Annotated in this window: 25 protein-coding genes and 2 tRNA genes; 16 read left to right on the top strand and 11 right to left on the bottom strand. The window is 64.4% G+C overall.

What is annotated here, in order from left to right; all coding sequences use genetic code 11:
• Nucleotides 1-26 precede the first annotated feature (26 nt).
• Nucleotides 27-1,142 carry an efflux RND transporter periplasmic adaptor subunit gene (locus ESZ60_RS07200; RefSeq protein WP_134679743.1) on the bottom strand — a complete coding sequence of 372 codons (1,116 nt, stop codon included), beginning with the start codon at nucleotides 1,140-1,142 and terminating at the stop codon, nucleotides 27-29.
• Nucleotides 1,143-1,614: 472 nt separating this feature from the next.
• On the opposite strand from ESZ60_RS07200, the gene ESZ60_RS07195 reads away from it, so the two are divergent.
• On the top strand, nucleotides 1,615-1,983 hold the full coding sequence (locus tag ESZ60_RS07195) for a hypothetical protein (protein ID WP_134679742.1): 369 nt from the start codon (nucleotides 1,615-1,617) through the stop codon (nucleotides 1,981-1,983).
• A 45-nt stretch (nucleotides 1,984-2,028) separates the two neighbouring features.
• Here ESZ60_RS07195 and ftsY read toward each other — a convergent pair whose 3' ends face one another.
• The 3 genes from ftsY to ESZ60_RS07180 all read right to left on the bottom strand — a co-directional run bounded on the left by ftsY (nucleotide 2,029) and on the right by ESZ60_RS07180 (nucleotide 6,083).
• Nucleotides 2,029-3,159 carry a signal recognition particle-docking protein FtsY gene (ftsY, locus tag ESZ60_RS07190; protein ID WP_134679741.1) on the bottom strand — a complete coding sequence of 377 codons (1,131 nt, stop codon included), beginning with the start codon at nucleotides 3,157-3,159 and terminating at the stop codon, nucleotides 2,029-2,031.
• Nucleotides 3,160-3,295: 136 nt separating this feature from the next.
• Nucleotides 3,296-4,225, bottom strand: a complete 930-nt coding sequence (locus ESZ60_RS07185) for a class I fructose-bisphosphate aldolase (RefSeq protein ID WP_134679740.1) — start codon at nucleotides 4,223-4,225, stop codon at nucleotides 3,296-3,298.
• A gap of 661 nt (nucleotides 4,226-4,886) precedes the next feature.
• Complete coding sequence (locus ESZ60_RS07180; protein WP_134679739.1) at nucleotides 4,887-6,083, bottom strand: phosphoglycerate kinase; 1,197 nt, start codon at nucleotides 6,081-6,083, stop codon at nucleotides 4,887-4,889.
• A gap of 177 nt (nucleotides 6,084-6,260) precedes the next feature.
• Here ESZ60_RS07180 and ESZ60_RS07175 point away from each other — a divergent pair, with 177 nt between their 5' ends.
• The 3 genes from ESZ60_RS07175 to ESZ60_RS07165 all read left to right on the top strand — a co-directional run bounded on the left by ESZ60_RS07175 (nucleotide 6,261) and on the right by ESZ60_RS07165 (nucleotide 7,894).
• Complete coding sequence (locus ESZ60_RS07175) at nucleotides 6,261-6,770, top strand: peptidylprolyl isomerase (RefSeq protein WP_134679738.1); 510 nt, start codon at nucleotides 6,261-6,263, stop codon at nucleotides 6,768-6,770.
• Nucleotides 6,760-7,353 carry a peptidylprolyl isomerase gene (locus ESZ60_RS07170; protein WP_134679737.1) on the top strand — a complete coding sequence of 198 codons (594 nt, stop codon included), beginning with the start codon at nucleotides 6,760-6,762 and terminating at the stop codon, nucleotides 7,351-7,353. Before ESZ60_RS07175 ends, ESZ60_RS07170 begins: the two co-directional genes overlap by 11 nt.
• A 73-nt stretch (nucleotides 7,354-7,426) precedes the next feature.
• Complete coding sequence (locus tag ESZ60_RS07165) at nucleotides 7,427-7,894, top strand: YaiI/YqxD family protein (RefSeq protein WP_134679736.1); 468 nt, start codon at nucleotides 7,427-7,429, stop codon at nucleotides 7,892-7,894.
• Here the strand turns inward: ESZ60_RS07165 and ESZ60_RS07160 are convergent.
• Nucleotides 7,879-8,295 carry a GFA family protein gene (locus ESZ60_RS07160; protein WP_134679735.1) on the bottom strand — a complete coding sequence of 139 codons (417 nt, stop codon included), beginning with the start codon at nucleotides 8,293-8,295 and terminating at the stop codon, nucleotides 7,879-7,881. The genes ESZ60_RS07165 and ESZ60_RS07160 overlap by 16 nt on opposite strands.
• 49 nt (nucleotides 8,296-8,344) lie before the next feature.
• A complete protein-coding gene (tyrS, locus tag ESZ60_RS07155) occupies nucleotides 8,345-9,589 on the bottom strand; it encodes a tyrosine--tRNA ligase (RefSeq protein ID WP_134679734.1) in 1,245 nt (414 codons plus the stop codon).
• 56 nt (nucleotides 9,590-9,645) lie between these two features.
• On the opposite strand from tyrS, the gene ESZ60_RS07150 reads away from it, so the two are divergent.
• The 10 genes from ESZ60_RS07150 (at nucleotide 9,646) to ESZ60_RS07105 (ending at nucleotide 16,016) form a co-directional block, all read left to right on the top strand.
• On the top strand, nucleotides 9,646-10,758 hold the full coding sequence (locus ESZ60_RS07150; RefSeq protein WP_425331312.1) for an anhydro-N-acetylmuramic acid kinase: 1,113 nt from the start codon (nucleotides 9,646-9,648) through the stop codon (nucleotides 10,756-10,758).
• Nucleotides 10,759-10,885: 127 nt separating this feature from the next.
• Complete coding sequence (locus ESZ60_RS07145) at nucleotides 10,886-11,671, top strand: PRC-barrel domain-containing protein (RefSeq protein ID WP_134679733.1); 786 nt, start codon at nucleotides 10,886-10,888, stop codon at nucleotides 11,669-11,671.
• Between the two features lie 162 nt (nucleotides 11,672-11,833).
• A tRNA-Asp gene (locus ESZ60_RS07140) sits at nucleotides 11,834-11,910 on the top strand.
• Between the two features lie 29 nt (nucleotides 11,911-11,939).
• Nucleotides 11,940-12,016, top strand: a tRNA-Asp gene (locus tag ESZ60_RS07135).
• A 188-nt stretch (nucleotides 12,017-12,204) separates the two neighbouring features.
• A complete protein-coding gene (locus tag ESZ60_RS07130) occupies nucleotides 12,205-12,684 on the top strand; it encodes an SspB family protein (protein WP_134679732.1) in 480 nt (159 codons plus the stop codon).
• Between the two features lie 64 nt (nucleotides 12,685-12,748).
• Nucleotides 12,749-13,309: a class I SAM-dependent methyltransferase gene (locus ESZ60_RS07125; protein WP_134679731.1), complete on the top strand. Its 561-nt coding sequence runs from the start codon at nucleotides 12,749-12,751 to the stop codon at nucleotides 13,307-13,309.
• Nucleotides 13,310-13,380: 71 nt separating this feature from the next.
• Nucleotides 13,381-14,775, top strand: coding sequence for a class II fumarate hydratase (gene fumC / locus ESZ60_RS07120; protein WP_134679730.1), 1,395 nt, complete (start codon nucleotides 13,381-13,383; stop codon nucleotides 14,773-14,775).
• 1 nt (nucleotide 14,776) lies between these two features.
• Entirely contained in the window at nucleotides 14,777-14,974 is a 198-nt protein-coding gene (locus ESZ60_RS07115; protein WP_425331311.1) for a DUF4169 family protein, read from the top strand.
• On the top strand, nucleotides 14,967-15,206 hold the full coding sequence (locus ESZ60_RS07110) for a ribbon-helix-helix domain-containing protein (RefSeq protein WP_425331310.1): 240 nt from the start codon (nucleotides 14,967-14,969) through the stop codon (nucleotides 15,204-15,206). Before ESZ60_RS07115 ends, ESZ60_RS07110 begins: the two co-directional genes overlap by 8 nt.
• Before the next feature lie 69 nt (nucleotides 15,207-15,275).
• Entirely contained in the window at nucleotides 15,276-16,016 is a 741-nt protein-coding gene (locus tag ESZ60_RS07105; RefSeq protein ID WP_134679728.1) for a YebC/PmpR family DNA-binding transcriptional regulator, read from the top strand.
• Between the two features lie 19 nt (nucleotides 16,017-16,035).
• Here ESZ60_RS07105 and ESZ60_RS07100 read toward each other — a convergent pair whose 3' ends face one another.
• Entirely contained in the window at nucleotides 16,036-16,893 is an 858-nt protein-coding gene (locus tag ESZ60_RS07100; RefSeq protein WP_134679727.1) for a LysR family transcriptional regulator ArgP, read from the bottom strand.
• Nucleotides 16,894-16,976: 83 nt separating this feature from the next.
• Here ESZ60_RS07100 and ESZ60_RS07095 point away from each other — a divergent pair, with 83 nt between their 5' ends.
• A complete protein-coding gene (locus tag ESZ60_RS07095) occupies nucleotides 16,977-17,573 on the top strand; it encodes a LysE/ArgO family amino acid transporter (RefSeq protein WP_134679726.1) in 597 nt (198 codons plus the stop codon).
• A 39-nt stretch (nucleotides 17,574-17,612) separates the two neighbouring features.
• Nucleotides 17,613-18,527: a DMT family transporter gene (locus tag ESZ60_RS07090; protein ID WP_245155606.1), complete on the top strand. Its 915-nt coding sequence runs from the start codon at nucleotides 17,613-17,615 to the stop codon at nucleotides 18,525-18,527.
• Here the strand turns inward: ESZ60_RS07090 and ESZ60_RS07085 are convergent.
• From ESZ60_RS07085 to choX, 4 genes are all read right to left on the bottom strand, one after another.
• Nucleotides 18,524-18,736, bottom strand: a complete 213-nt coding sequence (locus ESZ60_RS07085; RefSeq protein WP_134679725.1) for a hypothetical protein — start codon at nucleotides 18,734-18,736, stop codon at nucleotides 18,524-18,526. The genes ESZ60_RS07090 and ESZ60_RS07085 overlap by 4 nt on opposite strands.
• Before the next feature lie 342 nt (nucleotides 18,737-19,078).
• Nucleotides 19,079-20,110 carry a choline ABC transporter ATP-binding protein gene (gene choV / locus ESZ60_RS07080; RefSeq protein WP_134679724.1) on the bottom strand — a complete coding sequence of 344 codons (1,032 nt, stop codon included), beginning with the start codon at nucleotides 20,108-20,110 and terminating at the stop codon, nucleotides 19,079-19,081.
• Nucleotides 20,103-20,954 (bottom strand): choline ABC transporter permease subunit, encoded by an 852-nt coding sequence (choW, locus tag ESZ60_RS07075; RefSeq protein ID WP_134679723.1) that lies wholly within the window; start codon nucleotides 20,952-20,954, stop codon nucleotides 20,103-20,105. The genes choV and choW overlap by 8 nt, the downstream gene beginning before the upstream one ends.
• Nucleotides 20,955-21,048: 94 nt before the next feature.
• Entirely contained in the window at nucleotides 21,049-21,999 is a 951-nt protein-coding gene (gene choX / locus ESZ60_RS07070; RefSeq protein ID WP_134679722.1) for a choline ABC transporter substrate-binding protein, read from the bottom strand.
• Nucleotides 22,000-22,094: the final 95 nt, after the last annotated feature.

The raw sequence follows: 22,094 nt of genomic DNA, 5'->3' as shown, positions 1-22,094 counted from the left end.
TGTCCCCCGTTCTGTCTACCCGACCGTCACTGTTCCGCGGGGGCGATGGTCACTTTCTGTCCGGGTCTTGCCTTTTGCAGCCCGTCCACGATGAATGTCTCGCCGACCTCCAGCCCCTCGCGCACGACCCAATCGGTGCCGTCGCGGATGCCCATCTCGACATTGCGACGCTCGACCGTGCCGTCCTCGGCCACGAGCATCAGGAAATGGCCCTGCTGGTCCTGCGACACGGCGCGTTGCGGTACCAGGACGGCATCGACCCCCAGCCGGGAACGGCCATGGACGGTGACATTCTCACCGGGAAGCAGGAAACCGTCAGGATTGGGAAATTCGACCCGCGCGGCGATTGATCCGGTTGTCGCGGCGGCCTGAAAATCCCAACCGATGAACTTGCCTTCATGCGGGTAAAGCTCGTGATCGGCCAGTTCGATCTTCAGGTCCATGCCGGCGACCTGACCCGTGGCCTGCTCGACCTGCTGCTGCGCGCGCATGAATGTGTTATAGGCCTGCTGGCTGATATAGCTCAGCGAATAGATGGGATCGAGACGCACAATCTGCGCCAGCTCATTCGTCGGGGTGACATAATCCCCCGAGGCATTGCTCGCCGCGCTGATCCGCCCGTCGAAAGGCGCAAGAACCTTCGTATCGTCAAGATCCTTGCGCGCCTTGGCGAGTGAGGCCTCGGCAATGGCCTGCTGGGCCTGCGCCGCGTCGCGGGTGGCGGTCGCCAGATCAAGCTGCTGCTGCGAGGCCGTGCCGCGATCGGCCAGCGCCGAGGAGCGTTCAAATTCCGCCTGCGCCTGACCAAGGGTGGCCTGGGCGAGGCGAACGCTTGCTTCGGCGGACATGACGGCAATCGCATAATCGCGGTCGTCCAGGACGAAAAGCACATCGCCTTTGCGGACCGTCTCGCCCGGAGTGACATTGCGCTCGATGATCCGCGCCGAGATCTGTGGCCGGATCGACGCCGTTTCGAGCGATTCCAGCGATCCGGGATATTCAAAGGCCGGGTGCAGGACGCGGGAGGCGGCCTGCTGGGCCCGGACTTCCGGAGGCGGGGCCGGTTCCTGTGCGTGCAGCGCTGCAGCGGTAAGAATCAGGACAAGGGTCGGAAGTGAGCGGAAACGGCGAATGAAGAGCATTAAATCCAAACCCCTGCCAGCCAGTTCTAGGAAAACCTTGCCCTCCGCTTTTCTATTTGTCCACTTTTCTCGGCATCAATCTTGACGCTCGAATGCGCGGGGCGTGGCCGCCGGGTCACGCCTGCCGGATTCGCCGCGGCCCGGGGCGCGTTCTGCTCCGCCGTTCCCGCCGATGCCGGTCGGCCGTTCCGCAAGGCAGGGCCCATCGGGCGCCTTGGCTTCCTGCGGAGTTTGCTTTGGTTCGGTGCCATGATCGCTGAACAACATCGCTCGCGACCAATGAGAAGGTGACGCCGGTGCGAAAACCGGTCAAGGGTCTGAGCCCCGGAAAGGTTCACCACCGGCGCGGGTCCGGACCAGCACAAGCCCCAGGAAACGGCATGAAGCAATATCGTGGGCCCCAGGCTCCGGGTCTCGAGAAACCGTGGATGGGGCAGGGGCGTTGGGTCGAAGCTTTCGAAGGAGACCGACAATGCGCCTGCCCCTTCTGTTGCTTGCTCTTGCCGCGACACCGGCCTTGGGTTCGACCGATGAGGCTTGGAAGGAATTCCAGGCCGAGGTCGAGACGGCCTGCACCGCCCTTGCCCCGACCGAGGGTGAGACCGGGATCGAGGTGAATCCCTTCGGCTCTGAAAGCTATGGCGCGGCGCTCTTGATCACGACTTTGCCCGATGGCGGTGCGGATCGCTTTGTCTGCATCTATGACAAGAAATCGAAAAAGGCCGAAATCACCGCGCCTTTCGTGCCACCGCAAGACGTGTCGATGCCTGCCGCCGATGCCGAAGGCAATGTCGTGATCGAGGAAACGACCAAGACCGATGCACATCTCGTGAAGCCGTGAGGCCGTGAACCGGGCCGTGACGCCGCGCGTCTCGGCCCTCTCCGATCAATCCCCGAGCCCCACCAGCGCACGCGCAAATTCGCGCGCGTCGAAAGCGTCCAGATCGTCGATCTGCTCGCCCACGCCGATGGCATGGATCGGCAGGCCGAAACGGTCGGCCAGTGCGACCAGCACGCCGCCGCGCGCCGTGCCGTCGAGCTTGGTCATCACCAGCCCCGAGACATCGGCGAGCTTCTGAAAGGTTTCGACCTGGCTCAGCGCATTCTGCCCGGTGGTCGCATCTAGCACCAGCAGGGTGTTATGCGGGGCAGAGGGGTCCTTCTTGCGGATGACGCGGACGATTTTGGCCAGCTCCTCCATCAGGTCCTGACGGTTCTGCAGACGCCCGGCAGTGTCGATCATCAAGAGATCCGCGCCCTCGGCCTCGGCCCGCACCATGGCGTCAAAGGCGAGGCTCGCGGGGTCCGAGCCCTCGGGCGCGGTCATCACCGGCACGCCGGCACGCTTGCCCCAGACCTGAAGCTGCTCGACCGCCGCGGCGCGGAACGTGTCGCCCGCCGCGATCACGACATTCTTGCCCGCCGCCTTGAACTGGCTGGCGAGCTTGCCGATGGTCGTGGTCTTGCCCGAGCCGTTCACGCCGACGACCAGCACGACCTGCGGTCGCTTGGGATAGATCGGCAGGGGCTTGGCGACCGGGGTCATGATGCGCGCGACCTCATCGGCCAGCAATTCCTTGAGTTCGGTGGCCGAGACGCGACGCCCCATCCGCCCCTGGGCGATATTGGCGGTGACGCGCAAGGCGGTCTCGACGCCCATATCGGATTGGATGAGCATCTCTTCGAGATCTTCCAGCATCGCATCGTCAAGCTCGCGGCGCGGCTCGGCCTCTGCCCCCGAGCGGCCGAAGAGCCGTCCCATGATGCCCGGACGCGCGGTGGCAGGCTCGGTGACAGGCTCAGGGGCAGGCTCGGTCGCAGCGGGGGCTGTCCGCTCGGGCGCTGGTGGCGCCTCGGGCTCCGGCGCGGGGGGTGCAAAAGGCGCAGGCGCGGCGGGTTCGGCAGGCATTGCGACATTCTCCGAGACCGCACCCTCCGAGACGATATCATCCAGACCCGCGCCGATCTTCGACGAGGACCGCGTCAGCCGGTCGCGCAGTTTCGAGAAAAACGACATGCACCCATCCTTCATTCATTCGGGCGGAAACTAGGCTTTCCTGGCCAAAAGGAAAAGGGCGCCCGGCGGACGCCCTTTCTTTCTTGCTGAAATATCCCACGGGGGTGTGGGGGTGTGAAACCCCCACTGACCGCGATCAGGCCTTGCCCAGATAGATGTCGACGAGCTTCGACAGCATGTCCAGCGCATCCTCGCGCGAGCGCTGGAAGCTGTTGCGGCCGATGATCGAGCCATTGCCGCCGCCGTCGCGGATCGCGCGGGCGTCGTCATAGACGGCATCGGCACCTTTCGCGGCGCCGCCCGAGAAGACGACGATGCGGCGGCCGGCGAAGGATGCCTGCATGCAATGCTCGACGCGCTTGGCCTGGGTCGCGATGTCGATCTGCTTGTCCTCGTAGACCTTCTTCGCTTCCGGCAGCATCAGGTGGTCGGTCGAGAGCTTAATCTTGATGATATGGGCGCCGATCAGGGCAGCGATCTGGGCGGCATAGGCCGCGACATCGATCGCGGTTTCTCCGTCCTTGGTGATCGCCTCGCCACGCGGATAGGACCAGATCACGGTCGCGACGCCCTTGGCGGCAGCTTCCTTGCGCATCTCGACGATCTCTTCGAACATGTCGAGCGCCAGATCCGAACCCGGATAGATGGTGAAGCCGATGGCCGAGCAGCCCAGACGCAGCGCGTCATCGACCGAAGCGGTGATCGCCTGGTTCTTGCCCGCAGTGTTCGACATCAGCGAATTGGCCGAGTTCACTTTCAGGATGGTCGGGATCTGACCAGCGAAGGTGTCCGCGCCAGCCTCGATCATGCCCAGCGGTGCGGCATAGGCGTTAAGCCCTGCGTCGATGGCCAGCTGGTAGTGGTAATGGGGGTCGTAGCCCGCGATATTCGGAGCGAAGCTGCGCGCCGGGCCGTGCTCGAAGCCCTGGTCCACGGGCAGGATGATCATCTTGCCGGTGCCCGCAAGCTTGCCGGTCATCAGCATGCGCGCCAGTTGCGCTTTCACGCCGGGGGTCTCGCCTTCGTAATTGGCGAGGATCTTGCGGACAGTATCGGTCATTTGCATCTGAAACTCCAATCCAGTTTGGCCGTGACTTAGCAAAACCACCGCCGAGAGCAATTCGGGTTGCGCTAACACAGGCCTGACATTTCATTGCCTAAGGTCCGAAGCTTGCAGTTCCGTGAACATCTGCCGCGTCGCGCGGCAAAGTGCGTTGCACAACTGGGGCAAAAGAAAAGATCAGAGTTCCCCGCGCTCGCGATCCGCCCGCCGTCTGTTCGGCAATCATCCGGGGGAGGGCGAAGATCGTTGAGGCGGAACCACTGAGATGGCGCTTGCAGTCAGATCGTGGTCACGCGGACGCCACCTCAAAGCCGCGACCGCAGGACGAGTGGGTCAGATCATAACGCAGCGCTGCGTCGCTGTCGCTCAGGTCCGCGCCGGACAGGATCTGGTTTGCAGCACGATGATCCGAAACGGTCGCCGAATTGGCCATTCATATGAACTGCCTCCAGCGCTTAGGCGAGCGGCACATGTCACGGGACTCCGCCGTCAGAGCGCCGAAATCCAAATCCGCATCCCCCCCTTTCTCGGACCGCGCGACTGCGGCGTCATGGACCGGATCCAAGCCGTCAACTGGGGCGGGCGCGGCGGCCCTCGGATAATTTGTGCAACATCGTCGAGCGAGTCCCAACGAAAAGGGCCCCGCAGGGCCCTCGCTCGGATCTCAGCGTTTCTGCAGCGCCGCGACGCCGGGCAGATCCTTGCCCTCCATCCATTCGAGAAAGGCCCCGCCCGCCGTCGAGATGAAGGTGAAGTCGCCCGCCACGCCCGCCTTGTTCAGCGCCGCCACGGTATCGCCGCCGCCCGCGACCGAGGTCAGGCGCCCGTCACGGGTCAGGCGCGCGGCCTCTTGCGCAGCCGCATTGGTCGCGGCGTCAAAGGGGGCGATCTCGAATGCGCCCAGGGGGCCGTTCCAGATCAGCGTGCGCGAGGCCTCAAAAACCTCGCGGATGCCGGCCACGGTCTGGGGACCCGCATCGAGGATCATCGCATCCGAGGGGCAGGCATCGGCGGCGACGGTCTCGTTCTCGGCCCCAGCCTTGAACTCGCGTGCGACGACGACATCGACCGGCAGGTGAATGGTGCAGCCCGCGCCCTCGGCATTGGCAAGGATCTCGCGCGCGGTGTCGGCCATGTCGCGCTCGGCGAGGGATTTGCCGACCTCGATGCCCTTGGCGACAAGGAATGTATTGGCCATGCCGCCGCCGATCACCAGATGGTCAACCTTGGTGATGAGGTTCGACAGCAGGTCGAGCTTGGTCGAGACCTTGGCCCCTCCGACGACTGCGGTCACCGGGCGCTGCGGCGTGCCAAGGGCGGCGTCGAGGGCCTTCAACTCGGCCTCCATCAACCGGCCTGCCGCGGCGGGCAGCAGACGGGCGATGCCCTCGGTCGAGGCATGCGCGCGATGCGCCGCCGAGAAGGCATCGTTGACATAGGCGCTGCCGAGCGCGGCGAGCGAGGCCGAAAAGGTCGCGTCGTTCTCTTCTTCGCCGGGGTAGAAGCGGGTATTCTCAAGCAGCAGCACATCGCCCGCCTGCAGTTCCGAAACGGCGCGTTTCGCCGGCCCGCCAATGGCCTCGTCGGCGAATTTCACCGGTTGGCCAAGCGCCTTTTCCAGCGCCGGAACAACGATCTTCAGGCTCATCGAATCGACGCGCTTGCCCTTGGGGCGGTCGAAATGCGCAAGCAGGACCGGAATCCCGCCCTTGGCCTGGATATCCTTGACCGTAGGCACGATCTTTTCGATCCGCGTGGCATCGGTCACCTGACCATTCTCGACCGGCACGTTCACGTCCACGCGGGTCAGGACCACCTTTCCATCAAGGTCGAGGTCGTCGATCGTGTTGAAATCCGCCATGCTTGTCCCTTTCCTGTGCCGGTCACGCGGCCGTGCGCGCTTGTCACGCAAGTTGATATTTTCGTCAACCTGCAGCGAGCAACCTGCACCGAGGACGAACCGCCCGGCAATGGCGGCGTTGAATGGGCGGTCCGAAATGCTTATGCCTTTGCGCGAGCCATCAGAAGGAGAACCCCCATGGCCGAGATCAAAGATCCGGAAAACACCGTCATCATCGAGTTGAAGGATGGCCCGGTGGTGATCGAGCTTCTGCCCGACGTCGCGCCCAAGCACGTTGAGCGGATGAAGGAACTGGCCCGCGCCGGGAAATACGACAACGTGGCCTTCCACCGCGTGATCGACGGCTTCATGGCCCAGACCGGCGACGTGGAACACGCCAATATGGAAAACAACTACAATCCGGGCCGCGCCGGCACGGGAGGTTCGGACCTGCCGGACCTTCCGGCCGAATTCTCGGGCCTGCCGCATGATCGTGGCACTTTGGGTGCAGCGCGTTCGCAGAACCCGAACTCGGCCAACAGCCAGTTCTTCATCAATTTCAACGACAACCACTTCCTGAACCGGCAATACACGGTCTATGGCCGGGTGATCTCGGGGATGGAAAACGTGGACAAGATCGTCCGCGGCGAGCCGCCGGCGAATCCGGACCGCATGATTTCGGTCAAGGTCGCCGCCGATGCTGAATAAGGCGCTGATCCCTGCGCTGCTTTTGGCGGCGGCTGCGGCTCAGGCCGAGGGCCTGCCGGGCGTGACCGATGGTCCGGGTCCGAACCTCGTGATCGAGGTCGCGGATGCGGCAGGCACTGCCAAGGGCAAGATCGTGCTGGATCTTTACACCGACAAGGCCCCCAAGCATGTCGAGCGTCTGGTGACGTTGGCCAAGGCGGGTTCCTATGACGGTGTCGTGTTCCATCGCGTGATCGACGGCTTCATGGCCCAGACCGGCGACGTGGAATTCGGCAAGCATGGCGCGGATACCGCGCGTGCGGGTATGGGCGGCTCGACGATGCCGGACCTGCCCGCCGAGTTCAACGATGTCAGCTTCCAGCGTGGCACGGTCGGCATGGCCCGCTCGCAGGACCCGAACAGCGCCAATAGCCAGTTCTTCATCGACCTCGCTCCGGCGGAATTCCTTGATGGGCAATATACCGTCGTCGGCCAGTTGGTCGAAGGTTGGGACGTGCTGAACGCGATCAAAAAGGGCGACCCTGCGGCCAATGGCTCGGTGGTCGAGCCCGATCACATGCTGAAAGTGACCGTGCAGGAGTGATCCTGCCTGCGCTTTGCCCCTTGGAAGCCCCGCCAAGCGCGGGGCTTCTTTCTTGCGAGGAAGGATGCCCCCGATGACCACGCTTTACATCGATGCCGATGCCTGCCCGGTCAAAGCCGAGGCCGAGCGTGTCGCCACCCGGCTGCGCCTGCCTATGGTGCTGGTCTGCAATGGCGGGCTGCGGCCTTCGCCCAATCCCTTGATCTCGTTGGTCATCGTCCCCGAGGGGCCGGATGTCGCAGACAAATGGATCGCCGAGCATTGCGGGCCGGGAGATGTGGTGGTCACGACCGACATCCCGCTGGCCGATCGCTGCCTGAAAGCGGGCGCGCAGGTCGTCCAGCCCAATGGCGAGGTGTTGACGCTGGCCAATATCGGCGGGCGCTTGGCGACACGCGATCTGATGCAGGATATCCGCGCCGCCGACCCCTTTCATCAGGGCAAGGGCGGCGGCTTCAGCAAAGCCGACCGCGCGCAGTTCTTGCAATCTTTGGACCGGGTGATGGTGGCGGCGAAGCGGGTGTCTCAGGCGCGGGAATAGCGCAGGATGCCCGCGATACCGGATTTCCCGTCCGAGGGGTGATGGACCCCATCGGCCACGATCACCTCGGGGAAATCGAACGGGCTGACACCTGTGAGACAGGCGACATTGATGCCGTATTGGCTGGGGTCCGAGCGGCGCTGGTGATGGGTGTAGATGCCGCAGGTCTTGCAGAACCAATGCTTCGCCGTGCCGGTATTGAACTGGTAAAGCGTCAGGTTGTCCTCGCCCGCGAGGAACTCGATCTCGCCCAGCCGCGCCGTCACCGCAATCGCGCCGCGCATCCGGCAAAAGGAACAATCGCAGCGCCGGATCGTGTTGAACCCATCAACCAGGCGGACGCGAAAGCGGACCTTGCCGCAATGGCAGGCGGCGTCGTGGATATTTGGATCTTCGCTCATGGATTTGGCTCCGCAATGAAAAAGGCCGGGGTTTCCCCCGGCCTGTCGCTTATCCGACCTGCACCATACGGTGCTTTTTCTTGCCGACCGAGACTTTCAGCCCGTTCCCGATCAGCGCGGTGTCGATCGCAAATTGCGGGTCGCTGACGGATTCGTTGTTCAGCTTCAGCCCACCCTCGGCGATCAGGCGCTTGGCCTCTTTGCCCGAGGGCGCGATGCCGGTCTGGACCAGAAGCTGCACGACCGAAAGCCCCGCGCCAAGCACGTCCGCGCTGATCGTCGCGACTTCCAGATCGCCGCCCGCGCCGCCTTGCTCGAAGACTTCGCGCGCAGTGGCCTCGGCGGAAGCCGCAGCCTCGGCCCCATGCAGGAGCGTCGTCACCTCATTGGCGAGGATGATCTTGGCTGCGTTGATCTCGGAACCCGAAAGCGCGCCAAGGCGGTCGCATTCCTCGACCGGAAGCTCGGTGTAAAGCTTCAGGAAGCGGCCGACATCGGCATCGGTGGTGTTGCGCCAGAATTGCCAGAACTCATAGGGCGAGAGCATCGCGCCATTGAGCCAGACCGCCCCGCCCGCCGACTTGCCCATCTTGCGCCCGTCCGAGGTGGTCAGAAGCGGCGAGGTCAGGCCAAAGATTTCCCCATCCAGCACGCGGCGGGTCAGGTCGATGCCGTTGATGATATTGCCCCATTGATCCGAGCCGCCCATCTGCAGGCGGCAATCGTAGCGCCGGTACAGCTCAAGGAAATCATAGGCTTGCAGGATCATGTAGTTGAATTCGAGGAAGGACAGCGACTGCTCGCGATCCAGCCGCGACTTCACCGATTCAAAAGACAGCATCCGGTTGACCGAGAAATGCCGCCCGATATCGCGCAGGAATTCGAGGTAGTTCAGATTGTCCAGCCACTCGGCATTGTTCAGCATCTTGGCCTTGCCCTCGCTATAATCGAGGTAACGGGCAAAGACTTGCTGCATGCCGTCGATATTCGACTGGATGGCCTCGGGGGTCAGCAGCGGGCGCTCCTCGCTGCGGAAACTGGGGTCGCCCACCTTGGTCGTGCCGCCGCCCATCAGGGTGATCGGGCGGTTGCCGGTTTTCTGGAACCAGCGCAGCATCATAATGTTCAGCAGGTGGCCGACATGCAGGCTGGCCGCGGTCGCGTCATAACCGATATATGCCGTGACCGGACCTTCGATGAGGGCGTCGTCCAGCGACTGCAGATCGGTGCAGTCCGCCAGATAGCCGCGCTCCATCATGACATGGAGGAATTCGGACTTGGCATGGTAGGTCATGAGCTTTTCCTTTCGAATGGCGCGGATATACCGTCAGAGGCGACAAAGGGAAAGTGATGGAAATGCTGCAGGCGCTGGGGATGATGTCGGGAACCTCGCTCGATGGGGTCGATGCCGCGATGATTGAAACCGACGGCATCCGCATCGGCGGCTTTGGCCGCAGCGCCTATCGCGCCTATTCCGGGAATGAATCGGCGATGCTGCATGGCGCGCTGGGGCAATGGCCGGGGGACCCTGACGTCGCCGAGGCGGCGGGGCTTTCGGTCGCCGCCCATGCCGATCTGGCCGAGACATTCCCCGAGGCGGAACTTGTCGGCTATCACGGCCAGACCCTCGCGCATGATCCGAAAGGGCGCGGCACGCATCAGGCCGGAGACGGGGCGGCCTTGGCGCGCAGGCTCGATCGCCCGGTCGTCTGGGATTTCCGCAGCGAGGATGTGCGGCAGGGCGGTGAGGGCGCGCCGCTTGCGCCCTTCTTCCACTGGGCCTGCGCGGAATGGGCGATGGGGCAGGGGCTCTTGCCGCGCGCGCCGGTCGCTTTCCTGAATCTGGGCGGAGTGGGCAACCTGACATGGGTCGATCCCTCGGCCCCGGCCCCCGAGGCCGAGGGGGCCTGCATCGCCTTCGATACCGGCCCCGCCAATGCGCCGGTCAATGACCTGATGCGCGCAAGGCGCGGCTTGCTGCGCGACGAGGGCGGCGCGCTGGCCAGCGTGGGCCGGGCCGATGAGGCGGTGATCGCCCGCTTCCTGTCGCATCCCCATTTTGCCCGCCCACTGCCGAAATCGCTGGATCGCGACGCCTTCCCCGATCTGTTGCCCGCGGTCGCCGGGCTGTCGGATGCCGATGCGGCGGCGACGCTGACCCATGCGGCGGCGGCGGCGGTCGCGGCGGGGGTCGCGCTTTTGCCGCGCGCGCCGGAGCTGGTGCTGGTCTGCGGCGGCGGGCGGCACAACAGGGCGATGATGGCGGCGCTTGCCGCGCGGCTCGCCTGCCGCATCGCCCCGGTCGAGGAGGCCGGGCTCGACGGCGACATGCTCGAGGCGCAGGCCTTTGCCTGGCTCGCCGTGCGCGTGCTGCGGGGGTTGCCGACCTCGGGTCCGGGCACGACGGGCGTTCCTGCTGCGGTTTGCGGCGGCCGGGTGAGCCATCCCCGCCGGCAGGGCTGAGCGGCAGCCCGCCGAAGTGGGGGCAGGGCTCTGGCGGGTGAAAATCCCGTCTCGGCGACGGAACGATGACAGTTATCCTGACGTTTCAGAGCCATAAATATTCAGACAGCCGGAAAGGACATCCTTGATGAACCGCTTTGTCACCGCCGCTTTTGCGCTGACCCTTGTCGCTCCGGTCCATGCCCAGACGACGGCCCCGGCTGTGCCGGCCCAGGGAACCACCGAAACCGTGATCGAGAATGTCGAGGCCGCCGCGCAGACCGCCGAAGCGGCCGCCGAAAATGCCGAAGCCGCCGCCGACAGCGCCGCGACCGAGGCCGGTGCCGCCGCCGAGCGCGCCGTGGATGCGGCCGGGGCCGAGGCCGACAAGGCCGCCGATGCCGCGGCGATCGCTGCGGATGACGCCGCGACCGCGACGACGCAGGTCGGCGGCGAGGCGGCGGATGCCGTCGAGAACGCCGCAGAGGATGCCGAAGAAGCCGCGTCGAATGCCGCGGATTCCGCCGCCGAGGCCGCTGCGGAGCAGCCCGTGGCCGCGCCCGATGTCAACCCGCCGCCGATTTCCGAGGCCGAGCCGGGGCTTCTGGGCTCGTGGCTGACGAGCCGCCGGATCTGGACCACGAACGAGCCCTCGTCGACCGCCTGGAACCAGCCCGAGACGATGGAGGAACGCCCGGTGGGCTGGCAGGACATCGCCAAGGTCAATGACATCGTGCTGGACGATTCGGGCGAAGTGCTGGGCTATATCGCCGATATCGGCGGCTTTCTGGGGATCGGTGCGAAAAAGGTCCTGCTGGGCAAGGACGCGATCCATCTCGTGACGGTTGGCGCCGATACCTTCTTTGCAACGAACTACACCAAGGACGAACTGACCGCCCTGCCGGGCTTCGACGAAAAGACGGTGCGCAAGTAACAGCCGTCGCGCAGGGGCGGCAGGGGCAGTCCCAAGCTTGCCCTTTTCGCGCCGGGACGAAGATTTCGATGCGCATGCGTTTTTTGCGAAAACGGCCCTTGACGCCACCCGCGGCTCTGCGTAAACCGCCCGCACTCCAGAGACGAACTGGGGAAGCAGAGAGCGGTTGTAGCTCAGTTGGTTAGAGTACCGGCCTGTCACGCCGGGGGTCGCGGGTTCGAGCCCCGTCAACCGCGCCACTCTGTTTCCGGATTTCGTCAGACGATGCGCGGTTGTAGCTCAGTTGGTTAGAGTACCGGCCTGTCACGCCGGGGGTCGCGGGTTCGAGCCCCGTCAACCGCGCCATCGCCCTTCCTGATTTATCAGTGCCATGCGCCCCTGCCGGGGCGCTTTTGGCATTTCGGGATGGTGCGTCGCATCCTGCCCGTGCAAGCTGCATCGGCCATCTGGCCTCGGCAGTTAACGGGTGCTAAGGGCTTTTCATCGGGGTGCAATTCCCTATGCTGACGCGAGAAGACATCAGGGGGATGCCCATGGCGCGGGGAATCGATTACGGCGGAATGATGCACCGGGCAATGCAAGGCCTGATTGCGGATGTCCTGCGGGCCGTGGCCGAAGAGGGCCTGCCAGGCGAGCATCATTTCTTCATCACCTTCGACACCCGGGACGAGGATGTCGAAATTGCCGATTGGCTGCGCGAGCGCTATCCCGAGGAAATGACCATCGTCATCCAGCATTGGTTCGACAATCTCGAGGTTCGCCCCGAAGGTTTCACCATCACGCTGAATTTCGGCAATTCGCCCGAGCCGCTCTACATTCCCTTCGACGCGGTGCGCACCTTCGTCGATCCCTCGGTCGAGTTCGGCCTGCGCTTTGAGAGCCAAGCCGAGTCCGACGAAGATGACGAGGAAGAAGAATTCGAGGACGAGGACGCCCCCGAGGAAACCGCCAGCGGCGAGGATACGCCCAAAGGCGGGGCCGAGGTGGTCAGCCTCGACAAGTGGCGCAAGTAATCCGTCACATTCCTGAAACCTGAACAACCTACAGGCGGCTTTGGCATGATAGCTGGAGGCCGCCTTGTCCGATCTGTCGCTCTTCCTTGGCCAGTTTCTGCGCCGTCCGTCCGAGATCCGCGCCATCGCGCCCACGGGTCGGGCGGTCGCGCGCGAGATGGCGCGGCTCATCACCCCCGAGATGCAGGCCGTGGCCGAAATCGGCGCGGGGACCGGGACGATCACGCAGGCGATCCTTGCCTCGGGGCTGCCGCCGGAACGGCTCGCGCTTTACGAGTTGAACGCGGCCTTTTGCGCGCGGCTTCAGGCCCGCTTTCCGGGCGCGATGGTCTATAACCTTCCGGCGCAGGAAATGGTGAATATCGGCAGGCAAGATCTGGATGCGGTGATCTCGGGCGTGCCCACCCTGCCCATGCCGGACGAATTACAGGCGGCGATTGTGGGCGCGGCGCTGGCCGTGATGAAACCCGGCGCGCCCTTCGTGCAGATCACCTATGGCCCCGCGCCGCCGCTTTCGGGAACTGTCCGGGCGCGTTTCGGCCTGCGCCATCAGAAAAGCCCGCGCATCTGGGCCAACCTGCCGCCGGCGCGGGTCTATGTCTTTCGCCAGGCCCGTGAACGCTAACGGATACATTCGTTTTGCTTTGCGCCCGCGCGGGGGGTAGAAGGCCCGCAAAACCGCGAGGGAATATCACAATGACCAATACCCGCACCGAGACCGACAGCTTCGGCCCGCTGGACGTTCCTGCCGATAAATACTGGGGCGCGCAGACCCAGCGTTCGATCATGAACTTCCCGATCGGCTGGGAAAAGCAGCCGGTTCCGATGATCCGCGCGCTCGGCATCATCAAGCAGGCTGCGGCCCAAGTGAACATGGCCACCGGCAATCTGGCGGCGGATCTGGGCAATGCCATGATTCAGGCGGCTTCCGAGGTTGCCGCTGGCAAGTTCGACGACAACTTCCCGCTGGTGGTCTGGCAGACCGGCTCGGGCACCCAGTCGAACATGAACGCGAACGAGGTCATCTCGAACCGCGCCATCGAGATCATGGGCGGCGTGATGGGTTCCAAGAAGCCCGTTCACCCGAATGACCATGTGAACATGGGCCAGTCCTCGAACGACACCTTCCCGACCGCGATGCATGTGGCGATCGCCATGCAGGCGCGCGACGTGCTGATCCCGGGCCTTGAGAAGCTGCACAAGGCGCTGGCCGCCAAGTCCGAAGAATTCAAGGACATCATCAAGATCGGCCGCACCCATACGCAGGATGCGACCCCTCTGACGCTGGGCCAGGAATTCGGCGGCTACGCCCATCAGGTCGCCAAGGGCATCGAGCGCGTGAAGCTGGCCCTGACCGACATCTATGAACTCGCGCAGGGCGGCACGGCTGTCGGCACCGGTCTGAACACCAAGAAGGGCTGGGACACCGCGATTGCGGCGGAAATCGCCAAGATCTCGGGCCTGCCCTTCGTGACCGCGCCCAACAAGTTCGAGGCTCTGGCCGCGCATGACGCGATGGTCTTCTTCTCGGGCGCGCTGAAAACCGTCGCCGGTTCGCTCTTCAAGATCGCCAACGACATGCGCCTGCTGGGTTCGGGTCCGCGTTCGGGTCTGGGCGAGCTGATCCTGCCCGAGAACGAGCCGGGCTCGTCGATCATGCCGGGCAAGGTCAACCCGACGCAAGCCGAGGCGCTGACCATGGTCTGCGCCCATGTCATGGGCAATGACGCGGCCATCGGCTTTGCCGGTTCGCAGGGTCACTTTGAACTCAACGTCTACAACCCGATGATGTCCTACAACGTGCTGCAATCGATGCAGCTCTTGGGCGACTCGGCGAGCTCGTTCACCGACAACATGGTCGTCGGCACGCAGGCCAACCTGCCGCGCATCGACAAGCTGATGAAGGAATCGCTGATGCTGGTGACGGCGCTGGCGCCGACCATCGGCTATGACAACGCGACCAAGGTGGCCAAGACCGCCCACAAGAACGGCACCACGCTGCGCGAGGAAGCCATTGCACTGGGTCTGGTCGATGGCGAGACCTTCGACCGCGTGGTTCGCCCTGAGCAAATGATCGGGCCGGAGGATTGATTTGACCGGCAACGGCAAAATCATCAACCTGCGGGCGGCGCGCAAAAGCGCCGCCCGTGACGCCGCCCGCCGCGAGGGCGACGCGAACGCGGCGAAATTCGGCCGCTCAAAGGCGCAAAAACTGGTCGAAGAGACCGATCGCCTGCGCGCGGCGCGTCATCTGGACCAGCACCGCACAGACGAACCGGGCGATGCCTGAGCTGCCCCCCATGTCCCCTCCGGTCAAGCGCTCGGTCACGATCGGCGGGCATCGCACCTCGGTCAGCCTCGAAGATGCCTTCTGGCGGGAGTTGCGCGAGATCGCGAAAGCGCAGGAGGTTCCCGCCGCTGCGCTGATCGCCGCCATAGATGCCAAGCGCCCGCCCGAAGTAGGGCTTGCCACGGCCCTGCGGCTTTACATTCTGGCCGAGGTTCTGAAGCGGCAGGCGTAATGCTTGCGATATGGCCCTTGGCTTACTAAAAGCGCCTGCAACAATCAGCAGCAAGTATTGGGTAGAACCATGGCAGGCCATTCCAAATGGGCCAACATCCAGCACCGGAAGGGCAAGCAGGACAAGCTCCGTTCCAAGCTGTTCTCGAAGCTGGCCAAAGAAATCACCGTCGCCGCGAAGATGGGCGACCCGGACCCCGACAAGAACCCGCGTCTGCGTCTGGCGGTCAAGGAAGCCAAGTCGAACTCGGTCCCCAAGGACGTGATCGACCGCGCGATCAAGAAATCGCAAGGCGGCGATGCCGAGAACTATGACGAGATCCGCTACGAGGGTTACGGCCCGAACGGCATCGCGATCATCGTCGAGGCGATGACCGACAACCGCAACCGCACCGCCTCGAACGTGCGCAGCTATTTCACCAAGCATGGCGGCGATCTGGGCCAGACCGGCTCGGTGAACTTCATGTTCGACCGCAAGGGCGAGATCATGTACGCCGCCAGCGTCGGCGATGCGGATACCGTCATGATGGCCGCGCTGGAAGCGGGTGCCGATGACGTCGAAAGCGACGAGGACGGCCACTGGATCTATACCTCGGATACCGATCTGGCCGAGGTCTCGACCGCGCTGGAAGCGGTGCTGGGCGAATCGGAACATGCCAAGCTGATCTGGAAGCCGCAGGCCCCGACCGAGATCGACCTTGAGACCGCGCAGAAGCTGATGAAGCTGCTCGACGCGCTCGAGGATGACGACGACGTTCAGAACGTCACCGGCAATTTCGACATTCCCGAGGACGTGGCCGCACAGCTTTGAGGCGGACGACCAAGACCGATCAGGGCCGCAGTTCCGCTGCGGCCCTTTTTCGTATCGCCATTGTCAGCGGCTCCAGCGCCTGCCGCATGGCGCGCTGGACATGCCAGTAAAGCGGCACGTCAAGCGGCTCGGGGCTGAGCATCATCAGCTTTCCCGACGCCAAGGCCGGTCCCGACATGGCCTCGGGGACCATGCCCCAGCCCAGCCCCAGTTCGACGACCCGCGCGAAAGGCTCGGAGGCCGGGACGCGATGCCCGACCAGATGGACCGGATGGCCCAGCACGGCCTGGGCCCAGCGGGTTTGCGCTGCATCCTTGCTGTTGAAGATGACGGCGGGCGCGGCGCAAAGCGTTTCGGCATTCACGCCCGGCGCGAAATGGCGGCGGATGAAGTCGGGTGTGGCCAGCGCATGATAGCGCATATGGCCGAGCGTCACGGCATCGCATCCCGGCACGGGCTTGGGGTCCGAGGCAATGGCGGCCGAAACCTCTCCGCTGCCCAGCCAGTCGCGGGCATGGTCCTGATCATCGACCACGAGGTCATAGATCACGTTCAGGGCAGTCATGACCGGCGGAAACCATGTTGCGAGGCTATCTGCATTGACCGCGATCCGCAGCGTCGCAGTTTGGCTATCGGCATGGCCTAGGCTTTCTTCGAGCAGCCGCACCTGATCCAGATGCTGCATCAGCCGCATCCCCCGCGCCGTGCCTCGGGCCGGGGGACCTCGATGGATCAGCACCTCGCCCATGCGTTCTTCCAGACCCTTGATGCGCTGCGAGATCGCGGAGGGCGTGACACCAAGGGCCGCGGCCGCAGCCTCGAACGAGCCGCGACGGATGATTTCGGACAAGGCGGCAAGGGCGGGGTAGTCGATCATTAGCAAAACTTAATGGGGGCAAGAATTATGAATTTGCCTGAAAGCCGGCGATGCCGCAAGAAGCCGGCAAAACAGGAGATCCCATGCAGGCCTATCTTGCCGGGCTTGGCACCACGCTTTCGCTCATACTCGCCGTCGGACCGCAGAATGCCTTTGTCCTGAGACAGGGTCTGTTGCGCCGCCATGTCTTTGCCACCTGCGCCTTTTGCGCGCTGTCCGATGCGCTTCTGATCGGCGCGGGGGTCCTTGGGGCAGGGGCCATCGCGTCCCGTGCGCCATGGTTTCTCGACGTGATGCGCTGGGGCGGCGCGGCCTTTCTTGCCGCCTATGGCGCAAGGGCGATGCGGGCGGCATGGCGAGGCGGCGCGTCCATGCCCCAAGGGGCCGAGGCACCGGGACTGGGTCCCACGGTCGCGATCCTCGCCGCGCTGACCTGGCTCAATCCGCATGTCTGGTTGGATACGGTGGTTCTGATCGGTTCGGTCGCGGCCGGATTCGGCGACCGGGCGGGCTTTGCGCTGGGGGCCATGTCGGGCTCGCTGCTGTTCTTCTTTGCTCTGGGCTATGGTGCAAGGCTGCTTGCGCCGGTGTTTTCGCGACCTGCGGCATGGCGGGTTCTGGATCTTGGCGTGGGCGTCGTGATGTGGGCTCTGGCCTGCAGCCTTGTCCTTGGCCGCTGAGGCTTGCCTATCCCGCGGCAAACGGTCATGCCTTGCGCCATGAGCACCATAAGCCTTTCGACGCGCCGGGATCTGAACGGTATTTTCTGGATGCTGGCCGCGGGGCTGAGCTTTGTCGCCGTCAATGGCACGGTGCGCTGGCTGGGTCAGGCCCTGCCTGCCGCCGAAGGTGCCTTCATTCGTTTCGCGATCGGTCTGGTCTTTCTGATCCCCGCCCTGTGGCCGGGGCTGCGCCGCGGCTTCCCGCCGCAGGTCTGGCGCATGTTCGCGCTGCGCGGCGCGCTGCATTCGCTGGCCGTGATCCTGTGGTTCTTTGCCATGGCGCGCATCACCGTGGCCGAGGTGACGGCGATCGGCTTTCTCAACCCCATCGTCGTGACCATCGGCGCGGCGCTTCTGATGGGCGAGCGCATCTCGTGGCGACGCGCGCTGGCGATCGCGGTCGCGCTTTGCGGCGCGATGATCGTGCTGCGTCCGGGATTGCGCGCGCTCGAGCCGGGCCATGTCGCGCAGCTTGGGGCCTCGGTCACCTTTGGCGCGTCATATCTGGTCGCCAAGCGGCTGTCCGAGCGGGTCCCCGCCTCGGTCGTCGTCGCCATGATGTCACTGACGGTCTGCATCGGGCTTGCGCCCTTTGCCGCCATGACCTGGGTCACCCCCAGCCTGACGCAATGCCTGGTGCTGGGCTGCACGGCATTTTTCGCGACCCTTGGGCATTACTGCATGACCCGCGCCTTTGCAGAAGCGCCGCTGACCGTGACGCAGCCCGTGGTCTTTCTGCAATTGATCTGGGCGAGCCTGCTGGGCGCGCTGGTCTTTGCCGAACCGATCGACCTATGGGTGCTGGTCGGCGGCGCGGTGATGATCGGGGCGATTTGCTACATCACATGGCGCGAGGCGCGGCTGCGGCGGGGCACGGTGACCCCGCCGTCCGATGCGACCAAGGAGGTCTAGAGGCGGGACCACGGGCAATGGCCCGGTTCGACCCCGATATCGCGCAAGAGGTGCGGCGACAGATTGGCGAGAGGCGGAGGGCGGTTTCTCTTGCGCAGCAGCGCTGCCCGCATCAGCGCCAAGCCGACGCGGACCAGCCCGTGATCCGAGATCAGGTCGTCAAGCGGCGCGCGCAAATCGCGCGCGGATTGTCCAAGTATGAGATTCATCCTGTTCGGCCCCCTGCTTGTGGCAGGCGACCCCTCTGAAAAGTGGATAGTGAATTCGACGAAACGGGCCGCAGAAATGCGGTCGGTCAGCGTCGTCTATGATCGGAAGCGCCCGGAACGGGCCTGCGGATCAGGTTCCGTCAGCCTTTTCGCGGCCAATGCGAAAAGGCGGTGCGAACCCCAGTGCGCTGCGTGGGACCAGCGTGGAGAATAATCATGCCAATGCCCTTTCTGCTGGGGTTGCGGAACAGCACCGTGATAGGCACGGAGACCGATTCGAAGCAAGCCTTCAGATCGGTTCCCGCGTCGGCCTATGTGCCGCTCATGGCCAATCGGCGACAGTCAGCCGGTCTCTCGGCCCGGAGGCGCGGCGAGGCGCTGCATGATGCCCTGTTGGCTGACACGCCCTCCGCCTTGCAGCGGCATGAGTTCCATGCCGGTCTCGGACATGATCCGCATCACCTCGCGGATCGGCATGTCGCGGGCGATCGCCGCGCCGGGCGCGTCCTGCGGCTCGGCCATGTCCTCGGCGGTCAGCACGCCGAGAGGATTCATATGCGCGACGAAATCCGCGACATAGGCGTTTGCGGGATGGGTGATGATCTCGCGCGCGGTGCCGATCTGGACGATGCGCCCGCCCTCCATCAGGGCGATGCGATTGCCGAGGCGGAAGGCCTCGTCAAGATCATGGCTGACGAAGATGATGGTGCGCTGCGCTTGTTTTTGCAGTTCCAGCAATTCGTCCTGCAACCGGGTGCGGATCAGCGGGTCGAGCGCCGAGAAGGGCTCATCCATGAGCAGGACAGGGGCCTCGGTCGCGAAGGCGCGTGCAAGGCCCACGCGCTGTTGCATCCCGCCCGAAAGATCGCCGACCTTGCGATCGGCCCATTCCGTCAGGCCGACCGTCGCGAGTTCCGCCTCGACGCGCTTCTGGCGTTCGGCAGTGGGCATGCCCGAAAGCTCGAGCCCCAGCCCGACATTTTCGCGAACCGAGCGCCAGGGCAGCAGGCCGAATTGCTGAAAGACCATGGCGACGCGCTGGCGGCGCAAGCGGCGCAATTCGGGCGCGCGCGCCTTCGTGACCGAAGCCATGCGGTCCCCGTCCCAGATCCGCACCTCGCCGCGGCAGACCGGATTAAGGCCGTTCACCGCGCGCAGAAGGGTGGATTTGCCCGAGCCGGACAGCCCCATCAGCACCAGAATCTCGCCCTCGCGGACATTCAGCGAACAGTCATGCACGCCCAGGATCTGGCCGGTTTCAGCCTTGATGCGGCCACGTTCGAGGCCTTGGTCCATCAAGGGCAGCGCGGCCCGGGGCGCGTCGCCGAAGACGATGCAGACCCTGTCGAATTCAACGGCATTGCGTTCAGTCATGGCGTTTTTTGACCCGCAGCATCCGGTCCAGCATGATGGCCACCACCACGATGATGAAGCCGCTTTCGAAACCCAGCGCGGTATTCACGCTGTTGAGCGCCCGCACGACCGGCACGCCCAGTCCCGAGGCCCCGACCAACGCAGCGATCACCACCATCGAAAGCGACAGCATGATGGTCTGGTTCAGCCCGGCCATGATCTGGGCGCTGGCCGATGGCAGTTCCACCTTCCAGAGCAGTTGGCGCGGTGTCGCGCCAAAGGCGGTGGCCGCCTCGACCAGCGGCGCGGGGGTCGAGCTGATCCCCAGATGGGTCAGGCGGATCGGGGCGGGCAGCACGAAGATCACGGTGGCGATCAGGCCCGGCACCATGCCGATGCCGAAAAACACGATGGCCGGGATCAGGTAGACAAAGGTCGGCAGGGTCTGCATCAGGTCCAGAACCGGTCGCATCCAGGCATAGAGGCGGGGGCGGTGGGCCGCCGCGATGCCCAAGGGCACGCCAATTGCCATGCAGACGACGCAGGCCGCGAGGACCAGCGTCAGCGATTGCATGGTTTCTTCCCAATAGCCCTGATTCAGGATGAAGAGAAATCCCGCCGCGATCAGCAGGCAGGTCCGCCAGTTGCGCTGCAACAGCCATGTCAGTGCGACCGCGATCAGGGTGAAGACCAGCGGATGCGGAAATTCCAGAAGGGCAAGAATGGCGTCGATCAACGTCTCCATCATCTCGGAGACGAGATTGAAGACGAAGCCGGCATGGGCGTTCAGCCAGTCGAAGATCGCCTTTGCGGTCTTGCCGACCGGAATCTTGGCGCCGGTCACGAGATCGGTGATTTGCTCCATGCGTCCTGTTCTTTCTGTCCCCCGGATTGACCCGGACCGTTCCGGCGCTCAGGCCGGGGCGGCGGGCAGAGGGGGAACCTCTGCCCGCACCTCGTCACTGCGCGAGCGCGGTTTCGAGCGCGGCGAGGGCATCGCCGCCCTCGACCGTGGTCACGTCCTTGAGCCACGGCTTCGCGGCATCGGGATTGGCGGCCAGCCATGCCTTGGCGGCGGCGGCGGGTTCTTCGCCGTCATTCAGGATCTTGCCCATGACCTCGTTTTCCATGGCCAGGGTAAATTCCAGCTTTTCAAGCAGCTTGCCGACATTGGGGCATTCCGCGACATAGCCCGCGCGGACATTGGTATCGACGCGCGCCCCGCCCAGATCGGGGCCGAAGATCTCGTCCCCGCCGCTCAGATAGGTCAGCTTGAACTGGCTGTTCATCGGATGGGGTTCCCAGCCCAGGAACACCACGGGCTTTTGCTGGCCGTCGGCGCGGGCGACCTGCGCGAGCATTCCCTGTTCCGAGCTTTCGACGACCTCAAAGGTGCCCAGACCGAACTTGTCCCGGGCGACCATTTCCAGCAGCAGCCGGTTGCCGTCATTGCCCGGCTCGATGCCATAGATCTTGCCGTCAAGCGCCTCTTGCTGCGCGGCGATCTTGGAGAAGTCGTCGATGCCCAGCTTGGCGCCCGCCTCATTGGTGGCCAGCGTATATTTCGCCCCGGTCAGGTTGGTGCGCACGATGTCGACGGTCTTGGAATCTCGATAGGGCTTCAGATCGGCCTCCTGCGTGGGCATCCAGTTGCCCAGGAAGACATCGACATCGCCCTTGGCCATGGCGGTATAGGTCACCGGCAAGGACAGCACCTTGATTTCGGTCTCGTAGCCAAGCGCCTGCAATACGGTCGTGGTCAGCGCGGTGGTCGCGGTGATGTCGGTCCAGCCCACATCCGAGAACACGACCTCGGCGCATTGTTCGGGTTCGGCGGCATAGGCGGCGGGGGTGGCGAGCCCAATCGCCAGAGCAGCGGTGATTGCGGCGGGAATGCGGCTATTTTTCATGTTTCTCTCCCTGATTTTCTCGGTGATATGTCGAGTGGGTTTTTTATTGATTGACGAGTCAATCAAAACTCGGCTAAGTCCGCTTGCGTTCAAGC

This window comes from Paracoccus ravus (assembly GCF_004522175.1).
GTDB lineage: Bacteria > Pseudomonadota > Alphaproteobacteria > Rhodobacterales > Rhodobacteraceae > Paracoccus > Paracoccus ravus.
Note: the sequence above shows the minus strand (reverse complement) of the source record. Positions and strands in the feature narration are given on the sequence as shown.